Origin of the sequence: Pandoraea sp. NPDC087047 (assembly GCF_044745225.1) — a bacterium.
GTDB lineage: Bacteria > Pseudomonadota > Gammaproteobacteria > Burkholderiales > Burkholderiaceae > Pandoraea.
In genome coordinates this window covers 86,618-99,548 of the sequence record NZ_JBIUZU010000002.1, presented here as the reverse complement: position 1 = coordinate 99,548, position 12,931 = coordinate 86,618, and the positions used below count along the sequence as shown (strand labels likewise).

The 12,931-nt window shown below is 62.5% G+C and carries 13 protein-coding genes; 6 read left to right on the top strand and 7 right to left on the bottom strand.

The genetic code is table 11. The features are described 5' to 3' along the window. Positions 1–45: 45 nt before the first annotated feature. On the top strand, positions 46–486 hold the full coding sequence (gene rbfA / locus ACIPHM_RS03100) for a 30S ribosome-binding factor RbfA (protein WP_400324487.1): 441 nt from the start codon (positions 46–48) through the stop codon (positions 484–486). Between the two features lie 126 nt (positions 487–612). Further along, entirely contained in the window at positions 613–1,599 is a 987-nt protein-coding gene (gene truB / locus ACIPHM_RS03095) for a tRNA pseudouridine(55) synthase TruB (protein WP_400324485.1), read from the top strand. Between the two features lie 79 nt (positions 1,600–1,678). On the opposite strand, the gene ACIPHM_RS03090 is transcribed toward truB, so the two are convergent. Together ACIPHM_RS03090 and ACIPHM_RS03085 are read right to left on the bottom strand one after the other, a co-directional pair. Next, positions 1,679–1,888 (bottom strand): cold-shock protein, encoded by a 210-nt coding sequence (locus ACIPHM_RS03090; protein WP_400324483.1) that lies wholly within the window; start codon positions 1,886–1,888, stop codon positions 1,679–1,681. A gap of 99 nt (positions 1,889–1,987) precedes the next feature. Then, positions 1,988–2,482 carry an acyl-CoA thioesterase gene (locus ACIPHM_RS03085; RefSeq protein ID WP_400324481.1) on the bottom strand — a complete coding sequence of 165 codons (495 nt, stop codon included), beginning with the start codon at positions 2,480–2,482 and terminating at the stop codon, positions 1,988–1,990. 228 nt (positions 2,483–2,710) lie between these two features. On the opposite strand from ACIPHM_RS03085, the gene ACIPHM_RS03080 reads away from it, so the two are divergent. Beyond that, positions 2,711–3,433: an AzlC family ABC transporter permease gene (locus tag ACIPHM_RS03080; RefSeq protein WP_400324480.1), complete on the top strand. Its 723-nt coding sequence runs from the start codon at positions 2,711–2,713 to the stop codon at positions 3,431–3,433. Continuing rightward, positions 3,426–3,734: an AzlD family protein gene (locus ACIPHM_RS03075; RefSeq protein ID WP_400324478.1), complete on the top strand. Its 309-nt coding sequence runs from the start codon at positions 3,426–3,428 to the stop codon at positions 3,732–3,734. The genes ACIPHM_RS03080 and ACIPHM_RS03075 overlap by 8 nt, the downstream gene beginning before the upstream one ends. A 104-nt stretch (positions 3,735–3,838) precedes the next feature. On the opposite strand, the gene ACIPHM_RS03070 is transcribed toward ACIPHM_RS03075, so the two are convergent. The 4 genes from ACIPHM_RS03070 to ACIPHM_RS03055 all read right to left on the bottom strand — a co-directional run bounded on the left by ACIPHM_RS03070 (position 3,839) and on the right by ACIPHM_RS03055 (position 8,895). Beyond that, entirely contained in the window at positions 3,839–5,389 is a 1,551-nt protein-coding gene (locus ACIPHM_RS03070; protein ID WP_400324476.1) for a DHA2 family efflux MFS transporter permease subunit, read from the bottom strand. Between the two features lie 37 nt (positions 5,390–5,426). Continuing rightward, positions 5,427–6,668: an HlyD family efflux transporter periplasmic adaptor subunit gene (locus tag ACIPHM_RS03065; protein WP_400324474.1), complete on the bottom strand. Its 1,242-nt coding sequence runs from the start codon at positions 6,666–6,668 to the stop codon at positions 5,427–5,429. A 63-nt stretch (positions 6,669–6,731) separates the two neighbouring features. Continuing rightward, complete coding sequence (locus tag ACIPHM_RS03060) at positions 6,732–8,255, bottom strand: efflux transporter outer membrane subunit (RefSeq protein ID WP_400324472.1); 1,524 nt, start codon at positions 8,253–8,255, stop codon at positions 6,732–6,734. A 130-nt stretch (positions 8,256–8,385) separates the two neighbouring features. Beyond that, positions 8,386–8,895 carry a MarR family winged helix-turn-helix transcriptional regulator gene (locus ACIPHM_RS03055; protein ID WP_400324470.1) on the bottom strand — a complete coding sequence of 170 codons (510 nt, stop codon included), beginning with the start codon at positions 8,893–8,895 and terminating at the stop codon, positions 8,386–8,388. 296 nt (positions 8,896–9,191) lie between these two features. Between ACIPHM_RS03055 and typA the strand changes: the two genes are divergently transcribed. Next, positions 9,192–11,012 (top strand): translational GTPase TypA, encoded by a 1,821-nt coding sequence (gene typA, locus ACIPHM_RS03050; protein ID WP_400324468.1) that lies wholly within the window; start codon positions 9,192–9,194, stop codon positions 11,010–11,012. Between the two features lie 261 nt (positions 11,013–11,273). Further along, positions 11,274–12,386: an enoyl-CoA hydratase/isomerase family protein gene (locus ACIPHM_RS03045; RefSeq protein ID WP_400324466.1), complete on the top strand. Its 1,113-nt coding sequence runs from the start codon at positions 11,274–11,276 to the stop codon at positions 12,384–12,386. 48 nt (positions 12,387–12,434) lie between these two features. Here the strand turns inward: ACIPHM_RS03045 and ACIPHM_RS03040 are convergent, their stop codons facing one another. Beyond that, a complete protein-coding gene (locus ACIPHM_RS03040) occupies positions 12,435–12,893 on the bottom strand; it encodes a hypothetical protein (protein WP_400324464.1) in 459 nt (152 codons plus the stop codon). Positions 12,894–12,931 lie beyond the last annotated feature (38 nt).

Genomic DNA, 12,931 nt, shown 5'->3' with positions numbered 1-12,931 from the left:
CGGGAAACCGGTGGCGTGGGCCATTGCTTTACTAGCGAGTATGTTATGGCAAAGAAACGTGGCGTTCCCGGTCGAAATCTTCGCATCAACGATCAGATCCAGCGCGATCTGTCGGAGCTGATTCAGCGCGAAGTGAAAGACCCGCGCATTGGTCTGGTGACGCTGCAAAGCGTGGAAGTAACGCCCGACTACGCGCATGCGAAAGTGTTTTTCACGACGCTGACGGGCGATCCGGCGGCGACGGGTGAAGCGCTCAATCAGGCGGCCGGTCATTTGCGCAACCTGTTGTTCAAGCGGTTGCACATCCACACCGTGCCGACGTTGCACTTCCACTTCGACCAGTCGATCGAACGTGCAATCGAGATGTCCCGTCTGATCGACACGGCCAACGCCACGCGCGCGCAGGAAGAAGCGCAAGCGGGTGAAGGCGGTGAAGGTGGCGACGCAGACGAAGCCAGCGGTAACAAGGAAGACGACGGCAAGTAAGCTGTCGATTGACGACGCAGCCTGCCGGGCTGGCTGAAGGCGAGCCCGGCGGTATGGCGATACCTGCGCACCTGCGATGGGTGCCCGGGTTGAATCCCACAAGAATTTCTCAAGCAATCCCCGCACATGACGGACCCGCGCTCGCAGGCACCCCGCCAAAAACTCCCCCGTTTCGCGCTCGATGGCGTGTTGCTGCTCGACAAGCCGCTGGGCCTGTCGTCCAACGACGCGTTGATCAAGGCCAAGCGTGCGCTTCAGGCGTTAAAAGCGGGCCACACCGGCACGCTCGATCCGTTGGCCACCGGTTTGTTGCCGCTGTGTTTCGGCGAGGCGACGAAGTTTTCGCAGGACTTGCTCGAAGCCGACAAGACTTACGAGGCTCGGGTGCGTCTCGGCGAGACGACAACGACGGGAGACGCGGAAGGGGAGGTGCTGCAAACACGTCCTGTGACGGTGGACGAAGCGGCGATTCGCGCCGTGCTGCCGCGCTTCACCGGACCGATTTCACAGGTACCCCCGATGTACTCCGCGCTCAAGCGCGACGGCAAGCCGCTGTACGAGTACGCCCGTGCGGGGCAAACCATCGAGCGCGAAGCGCGTGCGGTCACCATCCACTTGCTGGAGATGACGGCGTGCGATTTGCCGGACGCAAACGAATTCACCTTCCGCGTGACGTGCAGCAAGGGCACTTACGTGCGCACGCTGGCAGAGGATATTGGCGAAGCCCTGGGTTGCGGCGCGCATTTGCGCGCATTGCGCCGCACGGCCGTGGGGCCGCTGACGCTTGACGGTGCGGTGACGCTGGAAGACCTGAATGCGCTCGATCATGCGCAACGCGTGGAGAAACTCGCGCCGGTCGATGCGTTGCTCAAGACGCTCCCGGCCGTGTGGCTCGACGACACGCTGACCAAGCGATTCAGCCACGGACAGCGATTGCGTCTGGACGACGTGCGTTGCCCGCAAGCGCTGCGCGAATGCGCGTCCGGGCATGACGGTATCGAAGTGAAGGTCTACGCCGAAGCAACCTCGGACACTGCCGCCCGGTTGTTGGGCGTTGCACGTCTCGATGGAGAGGGATTGCTTACCCCGCAACGGCTGTTGAAGACGCAATAAATGCGAAGGGGCATGGCACCTTGGGTGCTACGCCGCGCATGAAGCGCATGAAGCACATGGCGCGACGCCCACGGGGACGTCAGTCAGGCACCACGCGAACATTGATCGCCAGGACGTAGGCTTCCGAAGGTCTCGTCTCGTATTCGACGATTTGGCCCGGGTAAAGCACCGAAGCGCCCGGCACGCGAATCTCGGTATCGTGCACGAAAACCACCTCGCCACCCTCGTGGGGCGTGATGAAACCGTACCCCTTTTCCGGGTAGTAGGTTTTGACGGTTCCGCGTGGCATGACATGCTCTCCCTTGAAACGACATGCCGGATCCGAGTGGCTGGACGGCCGACGCCAACAGCACACGAGGACGGTCGGACCGTCCGCCACACGATCCCGTCAGTTTGCAACGTTCTCCGGCTTGAGCTCGACGATGGCGTCCAGCGCAGCCTTCACATCCATGGCGTACTTGGCCAATGCCTTCTGCTCGTCGGTTTTCGGCTCGAAAGAGGGCACGCCGACCGGGTGATTGCTTTCGTCTACGGCGACGAAAACCATCAGGCAGTCGGTCGTCTGGCGCAGTTCGCCCCACTTGGGATCGCCGGCGTGGACCGACACGTGGATATGCATGCTGGTGCGGCCCGTGGTCACAATGCGCGCGCGCAGTTCCACCAGATTGCCCACCAGGATCGGACGACGGAAGCGGATGTTACCGACGCTGACCGTCACGCAGTAGCGGCCCGACCACGTCGCGGCGCAAGCGTAGGCCACTTCGTCGATCCATTTCATCAACGATCCCCCGTGCACTTTGCCGCCGAAATTGACGGCGGCTGGCTCGGCCAGAAAACGGAAAGTGACTTCGGAGCGTTCGATCGGGGTTTGGGGGGCGTTCATGATGTTGGCTTTTTTACTGACGGATGATGCGTTTCAGCCCGTCAAACGGCGGTCAACCGTCGGGGGGCGGGGGGATGCGCAATGATACTGCGATTACATGACGCTTGCCGGCGCTCGATCCATTGAGCCGTTCCAAAAGCGCAAGAACATACAAGACCGCGTTTGCTGACGTCCGTTATTCTGCCAAGCCAGTAGTTTTTGGTTTTTGCAGGAGTATTTGTGTCTGGAATGTCATCTTCGACTGCATCGTCAGCGCAGTCGCACGTCAAACTTGAAGTCGCGCGCGGCATGCGCGCCTCATTGCCGGTGATGCTCGGCTTCGTGCCGTTCGCGATGGTGCTCGGCGCGCAAGCCACGCAAAAGGGCATGCCCGCATGGCTGGTGCCGCTCATGACCGGCATGAATTTCGCCGGCGGATCGGAATTCACGGCCGTCCATCTGTGGACCTCACCGCCGCACCTCGCCCTGATCGTGGCCATGTCGTGCCTCGTCAATTCGCGTCACATTCTCATGGGCGCTGCTTTGGCGCCGCTCATGCGGCATGTGCCGTTGCGTCGCGCACTGCCGTCGCTATTCCTCATGTGCGACGAAGCCTGGGCGATGGCGCTCGCCGATACGCAGGCGCGTCAGGCGAGCCGCGTCAGCCTGCCGTATTACCTCGGGGTGGCGATCAATCTCTGGCTCACATGGGTCGCCTTCACCGCGCTCGGCGCCGTGTTGGGGCCGGTGCTCGGCGATATCGAACAGTATGGCTTCGACATGGCGTTCACCGCCGTCTTCCTCGTATTGCTCAGAGGCATGTGGCGCGGCGTGCGCAAGAGCCTGCCGTGGCTCGTCAGTCTCGTGGCGGCGGCGCTGACCTATCTCTACGTGCCGGGCTCGTGGTTCGTCGCCGCTGGCGCGGTTGCCGGACTGCTGGCAGCTATCGTGATGGAGCCGCGCGATGCTTGACGCCACCACGCTCCTGCCCCTTGCAACGGTCGCACTCATGGCAGCGACCACCTATGCCACGCGCGTCGTTGGCTTTCTGCTGCTGCGCGATCGCGTGCTGAGTCCACGCATGCGTTCGGTGATGGAAACCTTGCCCGGCTGTGTGCTGATCTCCGTGATCGCGCCGTCGTTCGTCGCCGACCGGCCTGCCGATCTGATCGCGTTGGCCGTAACGCTGCTCGTCGCGATGCGCTGCTCGCTGCTGTCCACGGTGATCATCAGCATTGTCGCAACGGCGGCGTTGCGATATGTCGTCGGTTGACGTCACATCGTCCTCCCATAAAAAAACCCCGCTAACTTCAGCGGGGTTCAAGAAGTGCCCGGTAGTACAGAGCAGGGCCGGGCACTCGGGGGGAAGACCTGGCTTCAGTGGGCGCCTGCTGCGGCGTCGCCGCCACCGCCGCCCCGGATAGGCCGTGTGATCCATACCATTGCGATCATCAGCACGAACAGGACTGCCGAGATCCAGAAGATGTCGTTCGCGCCGAGCATCGCCGATTGCTGCGTGACGAGCCGGTCGATATACCCATGGGCCTGCGGCGTCGACATGCCGAGTTGGCCCAGCGACTGCACGGAGCTGTTGAACGTCTGATCGTAGGGCGTCAGGTTTTCCGTCAACTGCGCGTGGTGCAGCGAAATCCGGTTGTCCCACACGGTCGTCGCAATCGATGTGCCCACCGCACCGCACGTAATCCGCACGAAGTTCGACAAACCCGCCGCCGCCGGAATGCGATTCGCCGGCAGGCCCGACAGAATGATGGCCGTGAGCGGGATGAAGAACATCGACATCGGCACGCCTTGCAGGAACGTCGGGATCATCAGCGTGCGTGTGTCGACCAGCGTGTTGAAGTGCGAGCGCATCAGGAACACCAGCGCGAACAGCAGGAACGAGACGGTCACGACCCAGCGCGCGTCGAGCTTGGGCAGGAACTTGCCGATCAGCGGCGACAGGATGATCGCGAACAGCCCCACCGGCGCCATCACCAGACCGGCTTCCGTTGCCGTGTAGCCGAGATAGATCTGCAACCACTGCGGCAGGATCACGAGGTTGCCGAAGAACAACCCGTAACCTACCGAAATCGCAATCACGCCGCCGGTGAAGTTGATCCGCTTGAATAGCGTCAGGTCGACCACCGGGTGCTTCTCGGTAATCTCCCATATGACGAAGAAGCAGAAGGACACCAGCGCCACGAGTGCGAGCACGACAATGGTCGACGAATTGAACCAGTCGAGTTCCTTACCCTTGTCGAGCATCACTTGCAGTGATCCCACCCACAACACGAGCAAGGCCAGCCCGACGGTGTCGATCGGTTTGCGCTGTGTCGGCGTTTCGCGCTTGGCGTAGATCAGCCACGTGACATAGGCCGCGCCAATGCCCACGGGGATGTTGATGTAGAAGATCCACGGCCAATGGTAGTTGTCGGAAATCCAGCCCCCGAGAATCGGGCCCATCACCGGGGCAACGAGCGTCGTCATCCCCCATAAGGCGAGCGCCATCGAACTCTTCGCGGGGGGATAGCTCGAGAGCAGCAGCGACTGTGACAGCGGGATCATCGGCCCGGCCACCGCGCCTTGCAACACGCGGGCGGCGAGCAGGATTTCGAGCGTGGGCGCCATGCCGCACAGCCACGACGCCAGCACGAACAGCAGGATCGACGAGATGAATAGTCGTACCGCGCCGAAGCGCTCCGTCAACCAGCCGGTAAGCGGCACCGAAATGGCGTTGGCGACGGCGAACGACGTAATCACCCACGTCCCCTGGCTCGACGAGACACCGAGGTCGCCGGAGATGGCGGGAATCGATACGTTGGCAATCGAGGTGTCGAGCACGTTCATGAACGTGGCGAGCGACAACGCGATGGTGCCGAGTACCAACTGCCCTCCCGACAGGGGGGCAGGAGCATTTTGATTTGCCATGAGATGTCAAAGGGGGTGGGGGGCACCCCCCTCCGATTTACAGGGGGCGTGCGCGCGCCGGCTGATTGCGCGTGTCGCTGGCACCGGCTGCATTCGAGGCAGCGCCACCGGCGTTTTCGGTGATGATCCTGGCGACGATGTCGTCGGCGTCATGACCGACCTTGTCGTACACGTCGGTCGAGTACACCGGCAGGGCGGGGGCTTCACTCAGCGCCTTGCCGTCGGTATTGCGCACATTGACCTTGACCTGCATCGACAGGCCGACGCGCAGCGGATGCTCTTGCAACTGCTTCGCGTCGAGCGCGATGCGCACCGGCAGACGTTGCACGACCTTGATCCAGTTACCCGTGGCGTTCTGCGCCGGCAGCAGCGAGAACGCGCTGCCCGTGCCTGCAGAGAAGCCCGCGACCGTGCCCTTGTATTCCACCGCCGAGCCATATACATCGGCCGTGAGCGTCACCGGCTGACCGACACGCATGTGTGCGATCTGCACTTCCTTGAAGTTGGCGTCGACCCAGACTTCGTTGAGTGGCACCAGCGCCATGAGCGGGGCACCCGTGGCGACGCGCTGACCGACTTGCACCGAGCGCTTGGCCACATAGCCATCGACCGGTGCCGGAATCGACGTGCGAGCGTAGTCGAGATACGCGGCGCGCACCTTCGCTGCGGCTTGCTGCACGTTCGGATGCGTGGTCACCGAGGTCTTGTCGGTGAGCGCCTTGTTCGACACCAACTGGGCGCGCGCCTCTTCGAGCGCGGCCTGGGCGGACTTCACGGCGTCCTGGGCGTGGGCCAGTTCTTCGCGCGACACGGCGCCCGAGGCGATGGCCATCTCGCGGCGCTTCACGTCGGCTTGCGCCTTCGAGAGATCCGACTCACGCATGGCGACGGTGGCGGCATAGGCGTCGTTGTTCACGAAGTACGTACGCACCTGACGCACGGTCTGCGCCAGATTCGCTTCGGCTTGCAGCAGCGAGACGCGCGCGTCCGTCTGGTCGAGCGTGACGAGCGGCTGGCCAGCCTTGACCATCTGCGTATCGTCGGCCTTCACGCCGGTGACGGTGCCCGCCACTTGCGGGGTGATCTGCACGACGTTGCCGGCGACATAGGCGTCGTCGGTGTCTTCGTAATAACGCGCATACAGCGCGTAGTAGGCGCCGTAGCCGATGGCCGCAATTGCGATCACGGCGGTCAGCGTCAGCATCATGCGACGGCGTTTGCCGTTGTTCGGGGTCGGCTGCGCCGGCTGGGCGGGCGCTTGTTGTTGGTTCTCGCTCATCATTTGCTCCGTACTAATCTCTTAATGTGCTTTGACGTTGTCTGGTGTGTTCTGGGCCGTGCTTCAGTGCGTTTGTCCGTTGCCGGTGTCGCCTTCGGCCTTCGCTGTGCGCTCCTGGCCGATGACCAGACCGGCGCTCTGGGCGTCGAAACCGCCGCCGAGCGCCTTGATCAGGCCGATCTGCTGGTCGCGCCGGGCGCTGTCGATATTCACGCGCGCCTGTTCCTGCGCGAGCAGCGACGACTCGGCGGTGAGCACGGTCAGTTGCGGCGTGAGGCCTGCCTTGTAGCGGTCGATGGCGAGGTCGTAGGCGCGTTGTGCGGCTTCCTGCGCGACGCGTTGCGACACCATCTGCTTGTCGGCCGAACGGATCGACGACATGCGGTCCGCGATATCGCCGAGCGCCTTGTTCAGGGTCGAATCGTAGTTCGCGACGGCGCTTTCATAGGCGGCGTATTGACCTTTCAGGTTGGCGCGAAGGCGTCCACCGTCAAAGATCGGCAGCGAAATCACCGGGCCGGCCTGAATGTTCTGGCTGCTCGGATCGAACAGCTTGCCCAGTCCGAAGGTGGAGAAACCGAGCGCGGCGTTCAGGTTCACGTCCGGATAGAAACGCGCTTTGGCGACATCCACTCCCTTGAGCTGCGCTTCCACGCCCCAGCGCGCCGAGACGATGTCGGGGCGACGGCCGAGCAGGGCGAGCGGCAGGTTGTCGGGCAGGGCGGGCGTGGGCAGTTGCGCGAGCTTGGGTCGTGCAATCTCCAGACCGCGATCCGGACCCTTGCCGAGCAGTACGCCGAGTTGATGGCGCGTGAGCAGAATCTGGCCGTCGAGTTGCGCGATTTGCGTCTGAATGTCGGCGCTGTTGCTGTCGGCTTGCTTTTGTTCGACCTGCGTGTCGAGTCCGGCGCGCACACGGTCGGCCGTCAGCTTGCCGAGGTTCTGGCGTTGCTGGCTGATGCGATCGAGCACGTCGTGCAATGCGTATTGCTGCGCGAGCTGATTGTACGAACGCGCGACAGCACTCGCGAGCGCGAGGCGCACTTCCTGGTCTTCGGCTTCTTCAGCGCGCTCGGCCGATGTGGCCTGTGCCCGTGCCGAACGATTTTTGCCCCACAGATCGAGCTCCCACGACAGCGAGGCGGTCAGGTCGCCCTGCGTGAACCACGTGCCACCGTAGCCCGGCGGGTAGATGGTGTTTTCGGTGAATTTCTCGCGGTAGACGTCGCCCGAGAAGCTGGCCGACGGCAGCAGGGCCGCGGCGGCGCCTTCGGTCTGCGCCTGGGCGGCCTTCAGACGGGCAGCGGCCATGGCCAGATCGGGGTTGCCGGCGAGGGCTTCGTCGATCAGGGAGACGAGTTGCGGATCGCCGAAGCGCTGGGCCCAATCGGTGCCCGGCCACTGACCGCCCTCCGAGGGCAGGCTGCGCTGGGTCTGATACTGATCGGGCGTGCTGATCTGCTTGTCGCTGTGGATGCCGGCGAAATTCGCACATCCGGCAAAGCCCAGCGTCACAGCCGCCAGGCAGAGGGCGGAAATCGCTGAGCGGGCCCGCATACGCGGGAGGAACTGGGAGGCCGCTTTCATCGCAAAACCTTTACGAGTGAAGTCTTGTACTGACAATAATCGGGAAACGGGCACTGGCGAGGACTTGCAATAGTGGACTCGACAGGCTTTTCCGAACGGAAATCGAGGCAATTCGGGGGCGCTGGCGCCGTCATCCCCCCTCGCCGTTGGCGATCACCCGTCGCAACAGGCTCTTGAGAAAGCCCACTTCCTCCGCGCTGAAACCTCGCATGAGGTGATCGGCGGCGCGCGTGAAGATTGCCGGCATCCGGTCGGCCATGGCATAGCCGGCTTCGGTCGCGCTTAGATTGACGGTGCGGCGATCCATCGTGCTGCGCTCGCGCACGAGCAATCCGTGTGCTTCGAGCCGGTCGAGCAGACGCGTGACCGCGCTCGCATCGATGCAGTAATCACGGGCCAGATCGGCCGCCGTCTTGCTTTTGCCCGTTGCCACCTTGTAGAGCATGGTCGCCTGCGTGCTGGTCAGGCCGTACTCCGACGTCTCTTTCGTCAATTCCGCGAGGATCAACTGACGCACGCGCGCCACGAGATACCCGAGGGAATCGTCGATGTCGTAACCGTTACGTGGGGGATCGGCTTGCGGGGCGTCCGGCTGCGATGTCGGCGCAATCTTGGACGGAGTGACAGGAAGCTCAGACATTTTCGTGTTACTGCAATAGTTGACTTGTCATGATTATAGCGAGTGCTTAATTAATTTCAAGTCGATGCAATAGTTGACTAGGCAAATATTGCAATAAAGATTAGACAGGTAGCTCTAAATTGGTGCGTGACGGCAAAACCGGAGGATCGGGAGGCGGGCGAATGGGATGAGGGAATCTCGTGACAGGAGTGAGTCAGCGGCCCACGCCGTTGTTGCATTGCAGAAAGACCATGACGCGAGACATACGCAAGTGCTAGAATCGCGGATTCTCCAAAGGCTTTTCGAGCACCTCTTTCATGACCCGCGCTCTCCGTAATATCGCCATCATCGCGCACGTCGACCACGGCAAAACCACGCTCGTCGACCAGTTGCTGCGCCAGTCGGGCACTTTCCGCGAAAACCAGCAAGTCGCTGAACGCGTGATGGACTCGAACGACATCGAAAAAGAGCGCGGCATCACGATCCTCGCCAAAAACTGCGCCGTCAAATACGAAGGCACGCACATCAACATCGTCGATACCCCGGGACACGCGGACTTCGGCGGTGAAGTGGAGCGTGTGCTGTCGATGGTCGACAGCGTGCTGCTGGTGGTCGACGCTGTTGAAGGCCCGATGCCGCAAACGCGCTTCGTGACGCGCAAGGCGCTCGGCCTCGGCCTGAAGCCGATCGTGGTGGTCAACAAGATCGACCGTCCGGGCGCGCGTCCGAACTGGGTGATCAACGAGACGTTCGACCTGATGGACAAGCTCGGTGCCAGCGACGAGCAGCTCGACTTCCCGGTCGTATACGCTTCGGCCCTGAACGGTTTCGCGAGCCTCGATTCGAGCGTGCGCGAAGGCACGATGAAGCCGCTGTTCGACGCGATTCTCGAACACGTTCCGGTTCGCGATGCCGATCCGGAGGGGCCGCTGCAATTGCAGATCAGCTCGCTGGACTACTCGACGTTCGTCGGTCGTATCGGTATCGGCCGTATCACGCGCGGCCGTATCAAGCCGGGCCAGCAAGTGGTCATGCGTTCGGGGCCTGACGGCGAAATTCTCAAGCGCAAGATCAACCAGGTGCTGACGTTCCACGGCCTGGAGCGCGTGATGTCGGAAGGCGCCGAAGCCGGTGACATCGTGCTGATCAACGGTATCGAAGACGTCGGTATCGGCGCCACGATTTGCGACATCGACACCCCGGAAGCGTTGCCGCTGCTGACCGTGGACGAGCCGACGCTCACGATGAACTTCTGCGTGAACACCTCGCCGCTGGCGGGCCGTGAAGGCAAGTTCGTGACGAGCCGTCAGATCCGTGATCGTCTGCACAAGGAACTGAATCACAACGTGGCGCTGCGTGTAAAGGACACGGCAGAAGACTCCGTCTTCGAAGTGTCGGGCCGTGGCGAACTGCACCTGACGATTCTCATCGAGAACATGCGTCGCGAAGGCTATGAACTGGCCGTGTCGCGTCCGCGCGTGGTGCTCAAGGAAATCGACGGCGTGAAGCACGAGCCGTACGAAATGCTGACCATCGACCTGGAAGATGAACACCAGGGCGCGGTCATGGAAGAAATCGGCCGCCGCAAGGGTGAAATGCTGAACATGGTGTCGGACGGCAAAGGTCGTACGCGCCTCGAGTACCGCATTCCGGCGCGTGGCCTGATCGGCTTCCAGGGCGACTTCCTGTCGATGACTCGGGGTACCGGCCTGATCAGCCACATTTTCGACGCCTACGCACCGGTCAAGGATGGTTCGCTGGGTGAGCGTCGTAATGGCGTGCTGATCTCGCAAGACGATGGCGCAGCGGTGGCCTACGCACTGTGGAAGCTGCAGGATCGCGGCCGCATGTTCGTGTCGCCGGGCGATGCGCTGTACGAAGGCATGATCATCGGTATCCACAGCCGTGACAACGACCTCGTGGTCAACCCGATCAAGGGCAAGCAGCTCACGAACGTGCGGGCGTCGGGTACCGACGAAGCCGTGCGTCTGGTGCCGCCGATCGCGATGAGCCTCGAGTACGCCGTGGAATTCATCGACGACGACGAACTGGTCGAAGTCACGCCGCAGACGATTCGCCTGCGCAAGCGTTTCCTGAAGGAACACGAGCGCAAGCGCGCCTCGCGCGACGAGAAGTAAAGCCGGCGATGGAATGGCGGCGTCGCGGATCACGGTCCGTCACGTCGCGATGCCCGTCTGTTGGAAGAAAAGCCGGTGCCTTGCGCCGGCTTTTTTGTTTTTTGCGTTCTGCCAATGCCAGGGGCTGCGCCTGTGGCTGACTTGTTATCGATATGTCGATAGCCCCCGAGGATGACGTTACGTTCTTGCCGGATGGTCAGATGACCGTGCAAGGACGCTGCGGCATCCGTTCCGTTGACGCTTCTGAAACATTCGCCAGACATGACCGATTTTGTTCGAACCGAAATCCGCGGCCGTATTGGCTTCATCACCCTGACTCGCCCGAAGGCGCTCAATGCCCTCTCGCACGAGATGATTCGCGCAATGGCTGCGGCACTCGCCAAGTGGCGGGACGATCCGCAGGTGCTCGGCGTCGTGCTGCAAGGCGAAGGGGAGAAGGGGTTGTGTGCGGGTGGCGATATTCGCTATTTCCATGAGGCCATCGGTGCCGGGCGCACGGACATTATGGATTTCTTCACCGACGAGTACGCGCTGAATTACACGATTGCGTCGTATCCGAAGCCTTACATTGCGCTGATGGAGGGTGTGGTAATGGGCGGCGGCATGGGAATCTCGCAAGGGGCGGCGCTGCGTATCGTGACCGAAGCCACGCGCATGGCGATGCCCGAGACGGCCATCGGTCTGTTCCCGGATGTCGGCGGTGGCTTTTTCCTTGCCAACCTCGCCGGACATCTCGGTGAGTATCTCGGTACCACGGGCATTGTGTTCGGCGCTGTCGATGCCTGCGAGATCGGGCTGGCGGATGCTGTCGTCCCGCGTGCGTCGTTGCCTGCGTTGTGCGAGCGACTCGCCAATGGCGACTGGCAGAGCAGCGACGCGGTGCTCGATGCGGCACGGACATTCGCTCGCGAGCGTTTGCCACCTGCCGGGCTGGCGCCGGGCAAGCTCGCACCGTTGCGTGATGTCATCGATACGCACTTCGGTCTGGCGGATATGCCGGCGATTCTGAACTCACTCAAACGCGAAGCGCGTTGCGAGTACTCCGGCTGGGCGGAGGAGACGGAAGATCTGTTGCGGGCCACGCGCTCGCCGCTGATGGTGTGCGTGGCGTTGGAACAGGTGCGTCGCGCCCGCAAGCTGTCGTTGGCGGACGAATTGCGCGAGGAATGGCTGATGATGCGCAGCGTCTTCAATCTTGACGGCCGCACGGGCGCAGAAGGGGTCGAAGGAATTCGGGCGCTGGTCGTCGACAAGGATCACGCGCCGCGCTGGCAGCACCCGAACATTGAAGCGGTGAAGCCCGCCGACGTCGAACGTTTCTTTGACGGCGAACGGTGCGGCGCCGACCATCCGCTGCGGGATCTGGGCAGATGAGACCGGGGGCCAACGTCGGACTATGCGACGGCGGCCTCGCCTGAAGCGCTACACCGCCGCCTGGCAGAACTGCTCGCCGACGGCCTGATCGAGTTTGCGGCAGATATCGGCAAACGTGCCGACCATCACGATGTGCGACATGTCGCGATACACGCGCACATCGTGTCCTTCATGCGCCTCATGCCCCTCGTTTCCCTCATGTTCTTCACGTCCCTCATGGGCATCGCGACGCGCTTGCTGTTCGCGCACATTCCGCGAAGCCTTCATCGCTTTTCCTGCCGGGCATGTACGACGCGTCGCCGAAACCATCGCGGCAGCGAGCGTACGCGGCAGGGTGACGGCGCGCGTGCGCGCGGGCACGGTATAGGAGCGAGCGATGACGGGTGCGCTGGCAAACGGGCCGGACAGCGCCGACAGGCCATACACCGCCGAGAGACGCGCCTGTGAGGACACCCGCACGTGCGGTTGACCAAAAGACGTGCGCAGCAAACCAAAGAGTCGAGCCATGATGCGATCCTTCTTCCAATGCGGGTCAGAGGGACGTG